At 69.2% G+C, this 18,520-nt stretch carries 17 protein-coding genes and 1 pseudogene; 12 read left to right on the top strand and 6 right to left on the bottom strand.

Annotated elements, in window-relative coordinates:
• The first annotated feature begins 39 nt into the window (after positions 1–39).
• Both ABR737_RS43870 and ABR737_RS04315 read left to right on the top strand, forming a co-directional pair.
• On the top strand, positions 40–729 hold the full coding sequence (locus ABR737_RS43870) for an MbtH family NRPS accessory protein (RefSeq protein ID WP_502964277.1): 690 nt from the start codon (positions 40–42) through the stop codon (positions 727–729).
• On the top strand, positions 726–1,700 hold the full coding sequence (locus ABR737_RS04315; protein ID WP_350248851.1) for an aldo/keto reductase: 975 nt from the start codon (positions 726–728) through the stop codon (positions 1,698–1,700). Before ABR737_RS43870 ends, ABR737_RS04315 begins: the two co-directional genes overlap by 4 nt.
• A gap of 30 nt (positions 1,701–1,730) precedes the next feature.
• Here the strand turns inward: ABR737_RS04315 and ABR737_RS04310 are convergent, their stop codons facing one another.
• Together ABR737_RS04310 and ABR737_RS04305 are read right to left on the bottom strand one after the other, a co-directional pair.
• Positions 1,731–2,954 carry an MFS transporter gene (locus ABR737_RS04310; protein ID WP_350248850.1) on the bottom strand — a complete coding sequence of 408 codons (1,224 nt, stop codon included), beginning with the start codon at positions 2,952–2,954 and terminating at the stop codon, positions 1,731–1,733.
• A gap of 599 nt (positions 2,955–3,553) precedes the next feature.
• The gene (locus ABR737_RS04305) at positions 3,554–4,048 is read right to left on the bottom strand and encodes a hypothetical protein (RefSeq protein WP_350248849.1); all 495 of its coding nucleotides are present in this window, start codon (positions 4,046–4,048) and stop codon (positions 3,554–3,556) included.
• A gap of 719 nt (positions 4,049–4,767) precedes the next feature.
• Between ABR737_RS04305 and ABR737_RS04300 the strand changes: the two genes are divergently transcribed.
• Positions 4,768–5,271, top strand: a complete 504-nt coding sequence (locus ABR737_RS04300; RefSeq protein WP_350248848.1) for a lamin tail domain-containing protein — start codon at positions 4,768–4,770, stop codon at positions 5,269–5,271.
• A gap of 214 nt (positions 5,272–5,485) precedes the next feature.
• On the opposite strand, the pseudogene ABR737_RS04295 reads toward ABR737_RS04300, so the two are convergent.
• A pseudogene (locus tag ABR737_RS04295) lies at positions 5,486–5,731 on the bottom strand (VOC family protein); the annotation flags it as partial.
• Positions 5,706–6,425: a CTP synthase C-terminal region-related (seleno)protein gene (locus tag ABR737_RS04290; protein WP_350248847.1), complete on the bottom strand. Its 720-nt coding sequence runs from the start codon at positions 6,423–6,425 to the stop codon at positions 5,706–5,708. The pseudogene ABR737_RS04295 and the gene ABR737_RS04290, both read right to left, overlap by 26 nt.
• A 76-nt stretch (positions 6,426–6,501) precedes the next feature.
• On the opposite strand from ABR737_RS04290, the gene ABR737_RS04285 reads away from it, so the two are divergent.
• Positions 6,502–7,389, top strand: a complete 888-nt coding sequence (locus tag ABR737_RS04285) for a LysR family transcriptional regulator (protein WP_350248846.1) — start codon at positions 6,502–6,504, stop codon at positions 7,387–7,389.
• Between the two features lie 343 nt (positions 7,390–7,732).
• On the opposite strand, the gene ABR737_RS04280 is transcribed toward ABR737_RS04285, so the two are convergent.
• Both ABR737_RS04280 and ABR737_RS04275 read right to left on the bottom strand, forming a co-directional pair.
• Positions 7,733–8,107 carry a hypothetical protein gene (locus tag ABR737_RS04280; RefSeq protein ID WP_350248845.1) on the bottom strand — a complete coding sequence of 125 codons (375 nt, stop codon included), beginning with the start codon at positions 8,105–8,107 and terminating at the stop codon, positions 7,733–7,735.
• Positions 8,108–8,192: 85 nt separating this feature from the next.
• Positions 8,193–9,245 carry an Lrp/AsnC family transcriptional regulator gene (locus tag ABR737_RS04275; protein ID WP_350248844.1) on the bottom strand — a complete coding sequence of 351 codons (1,053 nt, stop codon included), beginning with the start codon at positions 9,243–9,245 and terminating at the stop codon, positions 8,193–8,195.
• 178 nt (positions 9,246–9,423) lie between these two features.
• Here ABR737_RS04275 and ABR737_RS04270 point away from each other — a divergent pair, with 178 nt between their 5' ends.
• From ABR737_RS04270 to ABR737_RS04235, 8 genes are all read left to right on the top strand, one after another.
• Positions 9,424–10,143 (top strand): SDR family oxidoreductase, encoded by a 720-nt coding sequence (locus ABR737_RS04270; RefSeq protein WP_350248843.1) that lies wholly within the window; start codon positions 9,424–9,426, stop codon positions 10,141–10,143.
• A gap of 163 nt (positions 10,144–10,306) precedes the next feature.
• Positions 10,307–11,287, top strand: a complete 981-nt coding sequence (locus tag ABR737_RS04265) for an amidohydrolase family protein (protein ID WP_350248842.1) — start codon at positions 10,307–10,309, stop codon at positions 11,285–11,287.
• A 122-nt stretch (positions 11,288–11,409) separates the two neighbouring features.
• Positions 11,410–11,910 (top strand): MarR family winged helix-turn-helix transcriptional regulator, encoded by a 501-nt coding sequence (locus tag ABR737_RS04260; RefSeq protein WP_350248841.1) that lies wholly within the window; start codon positions 11,410–11,412, stop codon positions 11,908–11,910.
• The gene (locus tag ABR737_RS04255) at positions 11,901–13,157 is read left to right on the top strand and encodes an MFS transporter (RefSeq protein WP_350248840.1); all 1,257 of its coding nucleotides are present in this window, start codon (positions 11,901–11,903) and stop codon (positions 13,155–13,157) included. Before ABR737_RS04260 ends, ABR737_RS04255 begins: the two co-directional genes overlap by 10 nt.
• Before the next feature lie 202 nt (positions 13,158–13,359).
• Positions 13,360–14,184 carry an LLM class F420-dependent oxidoreductase gene (locus ABR737_RS04250; RefSeq protein WP_350248839.1) on the top strand — a complete coding sequence of 275 codons (825 nt, stop codon included), beginning with the start codon at positions 13,360–13,362 and terminating at the stop codon, positions 14,182–14,184.
• A 16-nt stretch (positions 14,185–14,200) separates the two neighbouring features.
• On the top strand, positions 14,201–14,632 hold the full coding sequence (locus tag ABR737_RS04245) for a TIGR03668 family PPOX class F420-dependent oxidoreductase (RefSeq protein ID WP_350248838.1): 432 nt from the start codon (positions 14,201–14,203) through the stop codon (positions 14,630–14,632).
• Between the two features lie 513 nt (positions 14,633–15,145).
• The gene (gene ggt / locus ABR737_RS04240; RefSeq protein WP_350248837.1) at positions 15,146–16,990 is read left to right on the top strand and encodes a gamma-glutamyltransferase; all 1,845 of its coding nucleotides are present in this window, start codon (positions 15,146–15,148) and stop codon (positions 16,988–16,990) included.
• Positions 16,991–17,312: 322 nt separating this feature from the next.
• A complete protein-coding gene (locus ABR737_RS04235) occupies positions 17,313–18,233 on the top strand; it encodes a hypothetical protein (protein ID WP_350248836.1) in 921 nt (306 codons plus the stop codon).
• Positions 18,234–18,520 lie beyond the last annotated feature (287 nt).

Raw genomic sequence — 18,520 nt, 5'->3', positions numbered from 1 at the left:
GGCGCCATACCCAACTCCCGGAGAAAAGGAGGCAGAACCGTGCCTAACCCCTTCGAGGACCCGGCGGGATCATTCCTCGCCCTGGTCAACCACGAGGGCCAGCACTCGCTGTGGCCTGCGTCCGCCGAGGCGCCGGCGGGCTGGCACGCCGTGTTCGGTCCGGACAGCCACGCGGCCGCGCAAGAGGTGGCCGCCGCCGTGGGGTCCCGACTGGGCGGCACCGGCCGCTCCCTCGTCTACCTCGGTCACGGGACGTCGCCGCCCTGGCCGAGCCCGACCTGCTGTGCGTGGCGGGCTGTTCCCCTCCGCACCCCAGCACCCGTGGACCACGGCCGGCTCGACCCCGCCGAACTGGAGCGCACCACCCGGGCGTTCAGTACGTCCCTGGGCCCGGCCGACCCGGCGCTGCTGGAGGAGATCATCGAGCTCATCACTCCGGTCCTGCGGGCGGACTTGGAGCTGTGCGACGGCCACCTGCCGCCCACCGAAGCCCTGTCCTGCGACATCGTTTCCTATTACGGGAACCAGGACGACGTGCCCGCGCTCGCTTGGAAGCAACACACCACGGGGCGGGCGGCAGCCGTACGGATGCCTGGGGACCACTACGTCGTCCAGCGGCCGCCAGGCCCGTTGGCCGCAGATCTGGAGCACCGGCTGAGCGCCGTCCGATCTGTCCAATCCGCCCGGTCACCGGGCTCCCGTCACGAGGTGGAGGCACCTGCATCATGAAGTACGCCAATTTGGGACGCTCGGGACTCGTCGTCGGACGCCTCGGTCTGGGCACCATGAACTTCGGCCCTCAAACACCGGAGCGCGAGGCGCACGCCATCATGAACCTGGCCCTGGACAAGGGCGTGAACCTCTTCGACACCGCCAACATCTACGGCGCGCAGATGGGCGAGGGGATCACGGAGCAGATCATCGGCAACTGGCTCGCCGAGGATCCCGCACGTCGCGACCAGATCGTTCTGGCCACCAAGGTCTACGGAATGATGGGCCTCAAGCCCAACTCCGGCCGCTTGTCCGCTTTCCACGTCAGGAAGGCGTGCGAGGACTCGCTGCGCCGGCTCCGGACCGACCACATCGACCTGCTGCAGGTGCACCACATCGACCGGACCACACCGTGGGAGGAGACCTGGCAGGCACTGGACCTGCTGGTCGCCCAGGGGAAGGTCACCTACGTCGGCACCTCTAACTTCGCCGGGTGGCACCTGGCCAGGGCACAGGAGCACGCCCGGCAGCGCAACACACCCGGCCCGGTCAGCGAGCAGTCCGTCTACAACCTCTTGGAGCGCACCGTCGAGCTGGAAGTGCTGCCCGCCTGCCGCGACTACGGCATCGGCCTGCTCCCCTACAGCCCGCTGCACGGCGGTCTGCTGGGCGGAGCGGTGCGCCGTGGCACTGCTGACGGCCGTATGGCGGAACCCAAATCGGGCAAGCAGCTGAAGCGGCACCACGATCGGATCGCGGCGTACGAGAAGTGGTGCGCCGACCTGGGTCTGCCGCCCGCCCAAGTGGCGCTGGCCTGGCTGTTGCACCAGCCGGGTGTCACCGCGCCGATCCTGGGTCCACGCCTGGCCGAACAGCTCGACCAGGGCCTCGCAGCGCTGAAGATCTCCCTGGACAGGAGCCAGCTCAAGGAGCTCGACGCGCTCTTCCCCGGACCCGGCGGGCCCGCACCGGAGGCGTACGCCTGGTGAGAGGGGCCGACGGGGCGTCGCCCGTCGGAATCAGCGGTGCTCGGCGGGGCTCCTGTCCACCGTCCGGCCGGATTCGGCCGGACGGCCCTGCTCCGCGGGCGGCAGCATCCGCTCGGTGAGCACTGTCGCGAACGCGGCGACGGTCAGCAGCCCGCCCACCAGGAACGTGGCCCGCACGTCCCAGACGGGCAGGATGAGGCCACCGAGCAGCGCCCCGCCCGCGACCCCGGCGTTGAAGGCACCGGAGTTGGCCGCCAGGGCGATTTCCGTACGGCCGGGAGCGAAGCGCAGCATCTGGTTCTGTGTGGCCATGAACACCGGGCCGAGCGAGCCGCCCAGCAGCACCAGGAACGCGACGGCTCCGGCCCGGGCGGTACCGAACGCGTACAGGCCCAGCATGCCGGCCGCCTGGGTGGCCACCGGAACGACCAGCGTGCCGCGCGGGTAGCGGTCCAGGAGCGGCCCCGCGCTCGACACACCGACCACGCCCGCGATGCCGGAGACCATCAGCAGAGCGCTGACGGAGGTGTCGGAGAAACCGCTCACGTCACCCAGGAACTTCACGAGGTACGTATAGCCCGCGAACGCGCCCGTGACGGACAGGGCGGTGGTCGCCAGCACGATCCCGAACCGCCGCTTGTCGGGTGCCGAACCGTAGGCCGCGTGCCCCTCCTCCGGACGGGACGTCGGGAGCAGAACAGCGATCGTGACGAGGGAGACCAGCCCCAGCCCGGCCAGCACGACGAGTGGGACCTGCCACGCGCTCTGCTGGCCCAGCCACGTACCGAGCGGGACACCCAGCACCAGGGCCAGGGAACCGGCCACCGACAGCACCCCGATCACCCGCCCCCGGACAGCCGGTGGGAACAGGCCGACCGCCACCGGCCCCATCACCGCCCAGAACAGCGCCTGGGCGAGCGCGGTAACCAGCCGGGCGACCATCAGCAGCCAGTAGTTGGATCCCAGCGCCGAGATCAGGCTGGACAGGACGAGCGCGGCCAGCAGGACGGTGAGTACATGGCGGCGCGGCATGGACCGGGTGGTGTGCGCGAGAGGCAGGGAGACCAGGGCGACGGTCAGACCGTATGCGGTGACCAGATAGCCCACCGCCGAGAGTGACACCTGCACGTCGGCCGAGATGAGCTTGAGCAGCCCGATCGGCAGGTTCTCCGTGGTGTTGAAAGTGAACGCGGCCAGCATCAGGGCCGCGAGCACGGCCAGTCTGTGCCAGCGAGCCGACGGTGCCGTTGCCATGCAGCCTCTTCCCGCTTTTCTAGTCGATCACACTCCCATTGAACATACACACAACTCATGTTCCTCGTGGGCCACTTGAGGTCACATTGGCCGAGAACGCCATGCTGCAGGGCGGGCAGGCGGGTCCGAGCTCGCGAAGGGTGACTCGAATTTCTTCCCCGCCGCAGGATCTGGGTGTGTTGACCCGGAGCGTTGTTGACAGCGGCCCGGCTTGATCATGGCGAAGGCCTCCGTGTGGTGGAGCTGTCCAGGACTGCGCCGCACGGAGGTCGGCCTGGGAGCGGTGGACGCACTACAGCTTGTCCTGGAAGACGGCCAGTGCGGGTGCATAGGCGGTGTGGTGTCAGGTGGTGCGGGTACTGCGTTTCCGGGCCCCAGCGTCTCGTCTCGGGGTCGTGGACGGTGTGCCACAAAGGCCGTCGTCGTTGCTCCCCCGGTGGAGCAGGTGGAGCAGGTGGAGCAGGTGGAGCAGGTGGAGCAGGTGGAGCGGCACGCGGCATCCCCTGCCCGGGCGCAATTCCCAGAAAAGCCCCACACCTGCCGCCGCCCCCTTCCGGGCCAGCGTTATGCCTGTTCAGGAAGGGGGCGGCCGTTGTCGATCAAAGGTAAGTGATGTCCCAGTGGCTGCTTTCGCGGGCGTAGATGTTGCCCACGGAGGACTTGTACATGGGCGCTCCGTCCCCGCGCTTGCCGGCGTACCGGAACGTGCGCTTGATGTAATTCGTGACGCAACCGGTCGGAGAGATATCCACCTTGTAGCCGTTCCAGTGGCTGTACCGGCCTGATGCATGGCCGGTCTCGGTGCCGCCGGTGATGGTGACCGCGCACCGGGCGGTCCGTTTGAAGGTGATGATCCCTTTGATGGTGCCGGAGTTGATGCGGGTGAAGGACGTGCACCGCCGGTTGTTGCGGTTCGAGCAGTGACCGCTGGAGGTCCAGGCGATACCGGCCGCCCGCAGCCTGCTCGCGGCTTGCGCATGCGTCAGCTTCGAACCGCTGGCGGCCGCGGTGCCTGCGGTGGCGACGGGTGCGGCGATGGCAGCCGCGGCCAGCACGGCGACGAGGCCGCTGCGAGCGGACAGATGGGTGGACATAGCCGGGTTCCCTTCGTGACGACTGGTCGAGATGAAGTCGAAGCGAGTTCAAGGCGCGTTCGAAGCGAGCTGAAGGCGAATTCACGGCGAGGGGGAGATGGGCCGACTCCCCGGGTGGGGCGGCGGTTCGTCGGTGGAACGGCCGCGACGGGCAGCACCGGGCCGCCCGTTCGCCGCACCGATCATGTCCATCGGAACGGCGACGGAACACGGCCACCGGCCGGCTGGGGATCTCGCGGGATGCCGTGGGCGCTGAGCTGCTGGGACAGCATCACCCGTGAGGTGATCGTGGGATGCCGATGCCGATGCCGATGCCGATGCCGGACGCCGGACGCATGGGGAATGGGGAAGTCGGCATACGGCCGTGTGGCCATACGGCATGCCGTCATACCGCCCGGAATTCAGGGGCGCTTCGGAGTCCATGCCCCCTCCCGATCGAGCGCCTCCTCGGCGCAACCCCGCCGCAACCGCGAGGTGTACACCGCGAGTAACCCTTGCAGGGTCTGGGTGCGTGTACAGGGCGTCGTGTTTGCGCTGGTGAGCGCGGGGGAGTGTGCGCCTGGCGTGGTGTGGTTGTGTATATGTCTGTGTTTTGTAACACCAAACCGGATTTCTTCCCTCAAGGTGTGACCAGCCGTCACTGTGTGGGAGCCCGGTCAAACCGGCCGGGTATCCGGTTTCCGGCACCTGGTTGTAGGTGCCGTATCCAGGGGGTTTTCGTGCTCCGTAAGACTTCGCGTATTGCTGCCACGGTCCTCGGCTCCGTGGCTCTGGCGGCCACCGCCGTTCTCCCGGCCGCCGCGGCCGGCCACGGCCATGCTCCGGCTCCGCATCACCGCTCGGCGGTGGTGCTCGGTGCCATCCAGTACGACAGCCCCGGGCGGGACGACCACTCCAACCGGAGCCTGAACGCCGAGTATGTGACGGTGAAGAACAACGGCCGTACGGCGGTCAACCTGCGTGGCTGGACCCTCTCGGACCGCGCGGGCCACACCTACCGCTTCGGCAACGTCCGTCTGGGCGGCCACTCACAGGTCCGTGTCCACACGGGCATCGGCCGTGACAACCGCCGGGACCTCTTCCAGGACCGTCGTGACTACGTCTGGGACAACCACAGGGGCACCGCGGTGCTGAGCAACGACCACCGCCGGGTCGTTGACTCCGAAAGCTGGGGGCAGCACGGCCACGGTGGGCACAACGGTCACTGGGGCCACCCCCGCTGATCAGCCCGAACCGGCCGGTGAGAGGTGACGTCCCCTCGCCGGCCACCCGGTGCGCCGCAGGTTCCTGCACCTGCGGCGCACCGCCATGTTCAGGCCTGCCGTTTGCCGATGCTCGGACCTGCCGTCTGCCGGTCCGCCTGTGGGCCCTGCGCCCACCTGCCCGGCTTTCCGGACCGGCCCGACGAGCCCGAGTCGTTGAGGCTCCGCCTCAGGACGGGCCGAGGACGCAGAACTCGTTGCCCTGCGGGTCGGCGAGGACCGTCCACGGCACTGTGCCCCGTCCCACGTGGGCGGGCGTCGCACCGAGTGCCTGGAGGCGCGCGACCAACTCCGCCTGATGGGCCGCAGAGGTGGTGGCGAGATCGAGAGCAGCGCTGCGGCCGAGCGCTTCAGTTGGAGACGCAGGCAGGTGCTCAACAGAGGCCTGAGGCCGTTCACTCTGCCGTCTTCGCCCGGGCAACGGCGGCCGCCGCGAGGCCGCGGATGAGAGGGTGCGGGCGGGCGCCGTCGCCGGCGAGTTCCGGCTGGAAGAGGGTGGCGAGGAAGAACGGGTGTTCCGGCAGCTCGGCGATTCGCACCTCGCCGTCGGTGTCGGTGCCGGTGAACTGCAGCCCATGGGTGCGCAGTAGCTGAACGTGGTGGGGGCTGGCGCCGAAGTTGCAGTGGTAGCGCTCGACGGATCGTTCGGCGCCGATGAGCACTTCGGCGCGGGAGCCCGCGGTCAGCTCGATCGTGCCCTCGTGCCCGACCAGGGAGCACGCAAGCGGCACCACCACGGCGTCGGCCGCCGGTGTGCCGGGAGCGCTCTCCGCGTGACCGGCCGTTGCCAACCCGGCCACGTTGCGGGCGTATTCGAGCAGGACATGCTGGAAACCGGCGCAGGTGCCGAGCAGGGGGATGCGGTCCTCGCGGGCGGTGCGGATGGCCGCGAGCGCGCCGGCCTCGCTGCGGTAAGGGCTGCCGGGCAGCACCCAGATCGCATCGAACCCGGCCAGGGTCGTGTGGTCCGCAACATCCTGGGTGGGGATCCAGTAGGCGTCCAGGTCCAGACCGTCACGCTCGCGCAATGCGTCGAGCAGGGCCGGGATGCGGGTGTGGGAACGGACGTGGGGCGAGCGGTCGCCGACCAGGGCGACGCGGGCGGTGTGTGTCACGCGACAATCCTCAGCCGCCCACCTGCATCACGTCCAACGATGTTTCCTGCATCCACAATCAGTAATACTGATGCTCATGGATCCGCAGCAGCTGCGAACTTTCGTCGCCGTGGTCGACCACCGCTCCTTCTCCGCCGCAGCCCAGGCCCTCGGCTACACCCAGTCCGCGGTCTCGCAGCACATCGCGAGCCTGGAGACCGATCTGGAGGCGCCGCTGCTCACCCGCCGCCCGGTAGCGCCGACCGAGGCGGGCGAACGGCTGCTGGAACACGCCCGGCCGCTGCTGCTGCGCCTGGATGCGGCGCGGGCCGACGTCGCGCGCCTGCGGCAAGTGCGCCCGGGGCGCCTCGCGGTGGCCTGCACGCCGGGCGCGCTGACGCCTTCCGCCGCGCTCGCGCTGGTACGCGCCCGCACCGCGGCCCCGCAGCTCGCGGCCTCGGTGCGGGTGTGCGGTCGCACCGAGGCGGTCCAGGCGGCGCTGACCGGCACGGCGGACCTGGTGCTGGTCGACGGGGCCGTGGCACCCAGCGATCCGCTGCCGCTGCGCGACGCCGGCCCCCTGACCACCTTTCCCCTCGGCGAGGAACCTCTCGCGGTACTCCTGCCCGCCACCCACCCGCTTGCCGGCCGTCCGGCGTTGCGGCTGGCCGACCTCGCCGCCGCCCGCTGGATCGATGCACCCGACGCCGCCGTACCCCTCGCCCAGCTCCGGGCCGCCGCCCGGTCCGACGGCTTCGGCCACCAACTCACCTACACCGGGACCGACTTCAGCGGTCTGTCCGTCCTGGTGGCCGCCGGAGCCGGCCTCACCGTTGCCGCCCTGCCCGCAGCCGGAGACCTCCCCGGCATCGCGGCCGTGCCGATCACCGAGCCCCGCATCGTGCACCGCACCGAGCTCCTTCACCCCCGCACACCCACCACCCCGGCCGCCGAACTCGCCGACATCTTGCGGTCGGCGCAGTGACCGCAGTGACCGCAGTGACCGCAGTGACCGCAGTGACGGCAGTGACCGCAGTGACGGCAGTGACCGCAGTGACCGCAGTGACGGCAGTGTGACCGTAGCGGCGCCCGGCACGCACCATGCCCGACCTGCCCCACCCACGAACCTGTAGCTGCGGATGAGAAGTCGCGCAGCCGCTCTGCCGGCCGACCAGGAGGCTCAGCCCCGCTGGCCATGGTCGCGATGTAGGCGTCGCGCAGGTGGGTGTACCAGGCGTCGAAATGGGCCGCGTGCTCGTGGCGGGCGTACGCCTCTGCCGGTGTCACGTCGTAGCCAAGTGCCACCGCGTAGCGACGGTCGATGTCGCCTACCAGGCAGTGTCCGGCCGGCCGGGCCCCCTGGGGGTGAAGGGGATGAGCAGCCGGGGGTCGGTCTCGATGTGCGCGAGGCCGACCAGCCAGGAGCCGGGCAACTTGGGCTCGAACGCCGGGTTTTTCACGTGGGTTGCCGGGCCGGTGCCGATGACGAGCCGGTTGGCGGCGGCAAAGGCCATGTAAACGTCGATGCCGACCGCGTGGGTGTAGTTCTTGGGACACTCCTCGTCGGTAGGGGAGCGGAACCAGTCGTGCGCCTCCTCGTCGATGACTTGGTCCGGAGCGTAGGTGGTGGCGGGGTAGCGGTAGGCGACGAGGGGGTGCTCGGCGGGGGCCTCGGGCGGCGCGCGGTCGACCGGCTCGGTCAACGCGCCAGGGTTCGGCCCGGATACCCAGGAGCCGGTGGTGTACGTGCCCAGGATGGGCGTGCCCCGAGTGTTTCCGCCGCGGGTATCACCGGCGGTTGTGCTCACTCGGCGGGTCGGTCAGCCGGTCGCCGTCGACTCGGGTTCCGGCCTGTTTGATCTGGCGTTCGACGGGGCTGATCTCCATGCCTTCGACACCGGGCAGGTTTCCGACGCGGTCGGTGGCGAACTCGAACAGCTCGTCCAGATCGCGGCACTGTACGACGGCATGGAGGTTGTACGGTCCGGATACCGCGGCGGCGAATCCCACCTCGGGCATCTGCGCCATGGCCCGCCCGACGGCCTTGATCTTGCCTGGGTGGGCTCGCATCCACAGGTTCGCCCGGGCTCGGTATCCCAGGGCCATCGGTGCGATCTCCACGTCGATGTGGACCACTCCGCCGGAAAGCAGTGCGTGCAGACGTCGTGATGCTCGGCCCGGTGTGAGGTCGGCCGCGGCTGCGAGGTGGACGAGGCTCGCCCGTCCGTCGGCGGCGAGGGCCGCGAGCAGCTTCTCGTCCTGGGCGCTGAGCTGTGAGGGCTGATTCCGCACAACCGGCCGTTCGGTGAACGGGTTGTCGCCGGACCCCAGGGCGGACTCCTGCTCGGGGGTCAGGGATCCGGCGAGTGCCGCCCAGTAGTGCCCGCGTCCGCCGACGAACTGACGGAGCAGCACCGATGCCTGTAGGTCGAGCACGGCGGCGGTGCGGGGGAGCCGGCGGCCGAGCAGGTCGTCGCGTTGTTCCTGTGACCGCGAGCGCACGGCGCAGGTGACCTCGGAGCCGGCAGCGTTCAGGGCGACCCAGCTGATGTCGTCGCGTTGCGCAAGTGCCTCGGCGATGGCCGTGGCGCTGCCGGGCCGGCAGCGCAGGCGCACCATCCACCGGCTCTGCCCGAGCGCTCCAGGATCGACGACCCCGATCACCCGGATCGCCCCGGCACGCCGCATGCGGCGGTAGCGGCGGGCGACGGTCGGCTCGGAGAGTCCGAGGACCATCGCCACGGTCGCGAACCCGACCCGCGGATCAATCTGAAGGGCGCGAAGGATTCGCACATCATCCGGCTCGAGAATGTCGGAATCAGCGATCTCAGGACGCGACATGGCAGCAATACTACAGAGAGTGCTGATTCTGAGCCGTTGCGCACCGCACGTCGCCGAGGCTTGCACGGATGCGACCGCAGGCGTGGGGATGCGGGATGCGCAGGCCAGGCCTGCGCGGCCTCCGGATCCCCCAATCCCGGTCTCTCGGCATCTACGAACCAATGAAGGGCTCTGAACTGTGTCTGCTCCCACCTCGAACGAAGCGCCCCCCACCGTTTTGGTTGTTGCCGCCGGACGCGGGTTGGGCCGTGCCATCGCCGAGCAGTTCCTTGACAAGGGGTGGCATGTCATCGGCACGGTCCGACCGGACAGCCCGGGACCCAAGCTCCATGATCTCGCCGAGACCGCGGGCGGCAGGGTGGAGATCGAAACGTTGAACATCAACGAGCCGGAGCAGATCGCGGCGCTGCGCAGGCGCCTGGACGGCCGGGCGCTGGACATCCTCTTCGTCAACGCGGGAATCACCACCCGGGACGAACACATTCCCATCGGCGAGGTCACGACCGACGAATTCAACGACGTCATGCTCACCAACGCGCTGAGCCCGATGCGCGTCATCGAATCCCTGCAGGACCTCGTCACCCCGACCGGCTTGATCGGCGTGATGTCGTCCGGCCAGGGCAGCATCGCCAACAACGAGACCGGACTGCGAGAGGTCTACCGAGGCAGCAAGGCGGCCCTGAACCAGTTCATGCGAAGCTTCGCGGTCCGCCAGCCCGAACCGGCACGCACGCTGCTGGTCATGGCACCCGGCTGGGTCCGCACGGAGCTGGGAGGACCAAACGCCCCTCTCGCTGTCGAGGACAGCATTCCGCGGCTGGTGAACATCATGCTCGCTCAGCTCGGAACCCCCGGCGTGCAATTCCGTGACTACCAGGGCCGAACCGTTCCCTGGTGATACGCGAGTTGATCAGGCGACGGCAATGACCTGAAGGCGGAGTCCCTTCCGACGGCCACGTTCAGTCTCTGGGGAGTTCGGCCACGGAGGGGGAGTCAACCGTGCTGTCGTCGCCACCTGAGTGCACCAGCAGCAAGGGCAAAAGGACAAGGGGGACAACGACATGACGCTCATCGCTGTCGAAGAACACTGGATCATGCCGGACCTGACGTCCGCCCTCCAAGCCGTCCCGCCTGAGCACCGGGACGAAAGCCTCGCCTTGAACGAGACGGGCGACAACCGGTGGCGTCTGGAAGACCTGGGCGCAGGCCGGATAGCCGCCATGGACGCTCAAGGCATCGACGTATCGATCATCGCCCTGACACCGCCCGGCACCCACCCGCTCGCCCCCGATGAGGCCGTGCGACTCAGCCGCGCCGCGAACGACGTCGCCGCCGAAACCGTCACCGGCAACCCGTCAAGGCTCCGGGCGCTCTCGACCCTGCCCATGTCGGCGCCACACGAGGTTGCCGGCGAGCTCTCACGAGCCGCCGGCTTGGGGCACGTCGGCACCATGGTCTACGGCCGGTCAGGCGATCTCTTCCTGGATGACCCCGTCTACAACGACTTCTTCGCCGCCGCAGAACGGCTCGGCCAGCCGGTGTTCATCCACCCCCAACTGCCCTCCTCCGCGGTTCGCGACGCCTCCTACCGAGGCTTCGACCCGATGACAGACCTCGCTCTGGCCACCTTCGGCTGGGGGTGGCATCTCGACGCCGCGACAGCCGCACTGCGACTGATCCTGCGGGGAACCTTCGACCGGCATCCCGATCTGCAGGTCGTGCTCGGACACTGGGGCGAAATGCTGTTGTTCTGGCTGGACCGGGCCGACAGCCTGTCCCGCGTCTCCGGCTTGCGACGACCGGTGTCGGATTACCTACGGTCGAACTTCTTCATCACCGCCTCCGGCATGCTCAACCCGGCGCTCCTTCACCACACCCTGTCGGTGACGACCGTGGACCGCTTGCTGTTCTCCACCGACTACCCCTTCCAGCGTCCGACCCGCGAGGACATCACCACCTTCCTCGGGCACTTCGCCTCCGATGCGGACCGCGGAAAGTTCTCGTCGGCCAACGCGGCAGCCCTGTACGGCATCGGTACCTGACGACTGCCGGCTGCCGGCCGCCCATGTCCAGTTCCTCGCGCGTCGGTGACCTTGCGCCCGCTTCGTCAGCCGAGGATCAAAAAAGCAACAGTGCTTATATAAGTGCTGTTACGGTGCGTCGTATGACCGGAACTCATGCGCTCGACCCGACACAGCAGAGCCTTTGGCGCCCTCTGCGGCTGCTCCAGGCGTCCTTGGACGCCGGCATCGCTCGCATCTACGACGAGCAACAGATCGACGGGCTCAAGCCCAGCTTCATCATGGAGTTGCTCCGGCTCCACGCCTGCGGGCCGATGACCATCGCGGAGCTGGCCGAGTCGGTTCAGCTCACGCATTCGGCGGTCAGTCAGAAAGTCGCCGCCATGCGCAAGGCGGACTGGGTGCAGACCGTCGTGGGCGACGACGCGCGCACCAGGAAGGTGACGCTCACCGACAAGGCTCGCCGCGTCGTCCCTCGCCTGGCGGCGGAATGGCGAGCCACTGAGGCCGCGCTCGCTGATCTGGAAGCCGAGATCCCCTACCCGCTCTCTCGGGTCGTCACCGATATCGAGCGCGCCCTTGAGCGCAAGGGTTTCCAGGACCGGATCGCCGAGAAGCTGGCCGGGGACCCCGCATGGGAATGAGGCACACGCTTCTCGACGTCACTCCCTTACGGTCGTCACCACCGTTCCGGCGATTGTGGATCGGCCAGGCGCTGTCCGGGTTCGGCAGTCAGATGACGCTCGTTGCGGTGATGTTCCAGGTCTGGCAGATGACGAAGAGCACCGCATGGACGGGAGGCGTCGGGCTGGCGCAGGCGATTCCGCTCGTCGCGCTCGGGCTGTTCGCCGGATCGCTCGTCGACCGAGTGGACCGTCGGAAGTTCTACCTGCTCACGACCAGCGGGCAAGCCGTGTGTGCACTTCTCCTCGCACTCCAGGGCTTCCTCGGGCACGTTCCGGTCGCGGGTGTGCTGGGACTGGTCGCACTCCAGTCATGTTTCGTCGCCGGCGGCGGCCCGGCCTCCCGCACCTTCATTCCGCACCTCCTGCCCAAGCAGCAACTGGCCGCAGGACTGGCGCTGAGACGCATCGCCTTCCAGGGAGCCATGTTGCTCGGTCCGGCGATCGGCGGGTTGATCGTGGGCGGTTCGGGAGTGGGCGCCTGCTACCTGATCGACGCCGTGACGTTCGGCGCCGCGCTCTATGGTGCCTTCGGCTTGCCGCGGATGAACCCCGGAAACGAGCCCGCACGGCCCGGCCTGCGGGGTGTACTGGACGGCCTGGCCTTCTTGAGCCGCACCCCCATCATTCGCGGGGCCCTGCTCACCGACCTGGCCACCACTGTGTTGTCGATGCCCATCAGCCTGTTTCCCTTGATCAACGCCGAACGGTTCGGCGGCAACCCACGCACCCTCGGACTGTTCCTCACGGCCATCGCCGTCGGCGGTGTCGCAGCGTCCCTCTTCTCCGGAACCTTCACCCGGTTCCCCCGCCCCGGCCTGGTCATGCTCGGCGGCTCCGCCACGTGGGGCGCAGCCTTGACGCTGTTCGGCATGTCACCCGGCCCATGGGCCGCTTTGGTCTTCCTCGTCATAGCCGGTGCCGCCGACACCGTCTCTGTCGTCTCCCGGAGCACCGTCGTCCAGATGCACACGCCTCACGAACTACTCGGCCGGGTCAGCGCAGCTGAACAGATCGTCGGGCAAGCCGGGCCCGACATCGGCAATATGCGCGGCGGCCTCGTGGCAGATGCCTCCTCGGGAGCGACCGCCCTCGTCAGCGGGGGCCTGCTCTGCCTCGGTGCCGTGGCCGTGGTGGGCGCCACGACGGCAGACCTGCGCAGTTCCTCCGTGTCAACCTCTGCCCGCACAGCCTCGGCCGGCCCGTGAGCCGTGGGCCTTCGGGGCGCGACGTGCGGTGATGCGCGCCGGGCGGAGGGGTTCGCCCGGTCGGCTGCACGCATTGTTGCGCTGGAGGTGATCGGGGTACCTGCTAATGGCCGCGGGCTTGCGCGCTTGCGGGGAGGCGGGCTGGCGAGGGCGCGCGCTCGCGAACCCGCACGTCCGAGACTCTGGAACCGAGGGAGCCGTTGTGAAGTTCGGTGTGTCGACGTTCATCACCGACCAGGGCATCGCGCCCGCCCCACTCGGGCGCGCGGTCGAGCAACGAGGATTCGACTCCTTGCTCATCGCGGAGCACACCCACATCCCGGTGGACCGCCGCTCGCCCTACCCGGCCGGCGGTGAGCTGCCGGACATCTACTACCGCACCCTGGACCCGTTCGTCGCGCTCGCCGCGGCCGCCTCGGTGACCGAGCGGATCCTGCTGGGCACCGGGATCGCGCTGGTGGCACAGCGGGACCCGATCATCACGGCCAAGGAGGTGGCCTCCTTGGACCTCGTCTCCGGCGGGCGGGCCGTCTTCGGGATCGGCGTCGGCTGGAACAGGGAGGAGATGGAGAACCACGGGACAAACCCGCGCACCCGGGGACGCCTCGTCGACGAGCGGCTGCGGGCGATGCGCGAGCTGTGGACGAAGGACAAGGCGGAGTTCCACGGGGAATTCGTCGACTTCGACCCCGTCTACTCCTGGCCGAAGCCTGTACAGCGACCGCACCCTCCCCTGTACGTGGGCGGTGGGGAGGCGGCCTTCGCGCGGGTGGCCGCCTTGGGCGACGCCTGGCTGGCCAACAGTCTGCCGCCCCAGGAGCTCGGGCCGAAGATCGACCGTATGCGGAGCATCGCGGGGCGGGACGTGCCGGTGACCGTCTACGCGGTGGGGAGGGATCCGGAGATCATCGAGAAGTACCTCCAGCTCGATGTGGAGCGGCTGCTGTTCTACCTCCCCACGATGCCGGAGGCGGAGACGCTGGCCTGCCTGGACGAGCTCGCCGACGTCGCGCAGCGCTTCCGGTGAGACCTGGGGGACCGCAGTGCCGAGGATGACGAACGGCGAGGCCCGGGAGTATTTCATCCGGGCCCGGATCGGCCGGCTCGCGACCGTCGACGCCTCCGGCCGGCCGCACCTGGTCCCCGCGGTCTTCGCCGTCACCGGGGACACCGTCGTCTTCGCCGTGGACCACAAGCCGAAGCAAACGGTCCGGTTGAAGCGGCTGGCCCATATCCGTGCCCATCCCGAGGTGTGTCTCCTCGTCGACGGTTATGACGAGGACTGGGACCGTTTGTGGTGGGCGCGGGCGGACGGTACGGCCGTGGTGCTGCCACCGGCCGACGAAGCGGAGGTGTCGGCGCGATACGTAGACCTGCTGGTGCGGAAGTACCGGCAGCAGTACGCCGACCGCCCGCCGGACGGCCCCGTGGTGGAGATCGCGGTGGGCCGCTGGTCGGGGTGGCGCGCCACCTGACCGCGCCACCTGACCGCGCCACCTGACCGCGCCACCTGACCGCGCCACCTGACCGCGCCACCTGAACGGGCCACCTGGCTGGGCCTCGCGGAATGGCCGGCGCGCCGCCTGACGGGCCCTTGCAGATCGGCCGGCGCCCCACCTGCTCGTCCCTTGGCGAACGGGGTATGGAGGTGGCCCCTCCGAAGCCGACGCGCACTCATGGCCGTGCAGGCGCGCACCTCGACCGGACCGGCAGGTTTTGGCCGCGACGCGCGGGGCACGCGCTTTGTAGTCCCCGGCTGGCCTCCCCCGTCCAGCCGGGGACTTTTGCTTCCCCGTTGCTTCCCCGCCGGTGGTGCGAGCTGCCGTTCCTCCCACAACAGCCTCCGACACCCCGGACCTCCGGACGGGTTACCGGAGGGAAACCTCAGATCTCGCGCAAACCTTGTGGCGCGGCGTTGCTCCCCTGCCCGAGCGATGCCAGGGTTCGGTAATCCCTCGTAAGCATCACAGTGAAGTCGTGGAGGCCGTATGGCTGTCCGTCGTACCGCTGTCGCCGCCGCATCAGCGGCTGCGCTCAGTCTTTCCCTGCTGGCCACCGCGTGCCAGGTCAACGCCGCCCCGTCGGCCGCCGACGGGGCGGAGCGGCCGCCTGCGAAGAAGGCCGTGGCCACCGGCAGCGGTGGCGCCGTCTCCAGCGTCAACCCGTACGCCTCCCGGGCCGGGCTCGAGGTGTTGCGCAAGGGAGGCAACGCGGTGGATGCGGCGGTGGCCACCGCGTCCGCGCTCGGCGTGGTCGAGCCCTACTCGGCAGGGGTGGGCGGGGGCGGCTACATGGTCTACTACGACGCCAAAACCAAGAAGGTGCACACCCTCGACGGCCGGGAGACCGCTCCCCGTCGCATGCGTGCGGACTCCTTCCTCGACCGTTCGACGGGCAAGCCGCTTCCCACCGAGGACGCCATCAACTCGGGCCTGTCGGTCGGTGTCCCGGGCACTCCGGCGACGTGGCAGAAGGCGCTCAAGGACTGGGGCACGGTCTCCCTGGCGAAGGCCCTGCGTCCGGCCACCCGGATCGCTGACGACGGCTTCGTGGTCAACGACGAATTCCGGGCCCAGACGGAAATGAACGAGAAGCGGTTCCGCGACATCAAGTCCACCGCCGACCTGTTCCTGCCCAAGGGCAAACTCCCGGTGGTCGGCTCACGCTTCCGCAATCCCGATCTCGCCGGCACCTATCGGCTGCTCGCCCGTGAGGGCGTCGACGCGCTCTACCACGGAGAGGTGGGGCGTGATGTGGTGCGGACCGTCCAGAAGCCGCCGATGGCGCCCGGCGCCCGGCACAAGGCCCGTCCCGGTCTGATGCAGACGGCCGACCTCGCCGACTACACCGCCAAACGCAGGGAACCGACCCGGACCGGCTACCACGGTCTGGACGTCTACTCCATGGGGCCGTCCTCGGCCGGCGGCACCACGGTGGGGGAGGCGCTGAACATCCTGGGCAACTTCCACCTCTCCAAGGCCGACAAGGTCCAGGCGCTTCACCACTACCTGGAGGCCAGCAGGATCTCCTTCGCCGATCGCAACCGCTGGGTGGGCGACCCCGCGTTCTCGGACGTGCCGACCAAGCAACTGCTCTCCAAGGAGTTCGGCAAGGCCCGGGCCTGCCAGATCCGTTCCGACAAGGCGCTGACCAGCCCGCTGGCTCCCGCCGACCCGCGCCATCCGGATGCGGGCTGCGACCTGAAGACCGGCAACAAGCAACCCCACGAAGGGCCTTCGACCACGCACCTGGTCGCCTCGGACCGCTGGGGCAACGTCGTCTCCTACACCCTGACCATCGAGCAGACCGGCGGCTCGGCCATCACGGTGCCCGGACGCGGCTTCCTCCTCAACAACGAGCTGACCGACTTCGACTTCGCTCCCCTCACCAAGGGGACGCCGGACCCGAACCTGCCGGGCCCCGGCAAGCGGCCGCGCAGCAGCATGTCGCCGACGATCGTCCTGCGGGACGGCAAGCCGATGATCGCTGTCGGTTCCCCGGGCGGCGCCACGATCATCACCACGGTGCTGCAGACGCTGGTCAACCGTCTGGACCTCGGGATGTCGCTGCCGGCTGCGGTCGCCGCACCGCGGATGTCGCAGCGGAACCAGACGGCGACGGAAGCCGAACCGGCCTTCCTCGACTCGCCTGAACGCAAGAAGCTGGAAGCCATGGGCCACCATTTCGTCCTTGCTCCGAAGGCCTTCACTCCGTCACCGGAGATCGGGGCGGTGGCCGCCCTGGAATTCCTGCCGCAGGGCAAGGTCACGGCGGTGGCCGAACCCAAGCGCCGTGGCGGCGGTTCGGCCATGGTGCTCAACGAGTCCCGCTGAAGGGTGATCGGCGAGTCCCGCTGAAGTCCCGCTGAAGCCCGTCCCCTCCGGGGTATGCCCCGGAGGGGACCGCGACGTATGCGGTGCGGGCGGCAGGCATACCACGTTCCCGGAGATGCTGCGGGCGGGCCCCGCCTCCGGCCCTTGTCTCCTCCGCCCGTGGCGCAGAAGCCCCCCTCAGTGATCACAATCGCTGGCGGGCCGTACGGTTCACCTCCTACGATTGCCTTACCCGGGGGAGGAGTTGGACCACGTGGCGCGCAGAACCACACCTTCAGGACAGGTGCCAGGACGGTCTTCAGCCAATCGGATCGAGGCCGCTGTGGCCTGGGTCATCAGGCACTTCGACGGGGTCGTGGCCATTTCCGGCGCCATGGTCGTCGGCCTGATGGACATCTTCAGCGACGCGGTCTCCGACAACGTCACCTCCGGCGCGACCCTGCTGGTGCTGGCCGCGCTGGTCTTCGGGTCGCTCACCGAGCGACGGCGCCGGGTCGCCGACATCCGGGAGGCGACGACCGGGACGCAGAAGGCGCTGGAAGACCTCGCGATGGTGCGGTCGTTGTCCGGAACCGAGGTCCGGCGCGCTCTGGACGAGGCCCGTCAGAACACCGACCGCTGGGTGTTCAAGGGCGGCACCGGCACATATCTGCGTGCCGTCACGCTCCCCGAGTGTGTACGGAAGGCGCAGGAGCAGCGCCGCTCCCTCACGATGAAGATCGACATCGTCAACCCGTCGGACACCCGGGCCTGTGAGGCGTACGCCCGCTTCCGGCGCACGTTCGACGGCGGGCAGGCGGACACGGGGCAGCGGAGGACCTGGAGCGCCGAGCGCACCCGCCAGGAGTCCTACGCCACCGTTCTGGCCGCCTGCTGGCACAAGCAGCGGCTGGACGTCCTGGAGATCGACGTCCACCTGTCCTCCGTGGTGCCGACCCTCCGCTTCGACCTGACCGACTCGTGCCTGATCATCACGCAGGACGACCTGCGCCGGGTCAACCTCCTGGTGGACCGGGGGCGTCCGCTGTACGACTACTACCTCACCGAGCTGCACCAGGCCCGGGAACAGGCGGTCGCCCTCGACCTGCACCGTGCGGCGCCGCTCAGCGACGAACCCACGGTGGACGAGGCGCGCCAGCTCTTCGAGCGGCTGGACCTCGCGCTCCCCTCCACCGTCACCGATATGGAGGTCGGCGAGATCATCGAGAAGGCGCTGCACGCGGAGAACCCGTACCGGAGTTGACCTCGTTGAGGGTCTCCTGCCTCAGGTTTCAGGATCTCCTGCCTCATGACCGACCGCGGAAGGGAGGGCTCTTGCCGGCCGACACCAGCTCCACAGGAACGCCCCTGGGGCCGTCCCCGCACTTACCGGTCGGGGAGGTGCCCGCAGACCAGGCGGAACGTCGAGGGGCGGCGGTCCGCGATGCGCATCGCCGGGCCGGCCGTACCGGGGGGCGCACTCCCCGATGGTCCGCAGACCGCAGCATTTCCCGGGAGGCCAGGTGAGCCGCCGAAGCCGAGGTCCCATGG

Source organism: Streptomyces sp. Edi2, from assembly GCF_040253635.1.
Taxonomy (GTDB): domain Bacteria; phylum Actinomycetota; class Actinomycetes; order Streptomycetales; family Streptomycetaceae; genus Streptomyces.
This window is presented reverse-complemented; position numbering and strand designations above follow the sequence as displayed.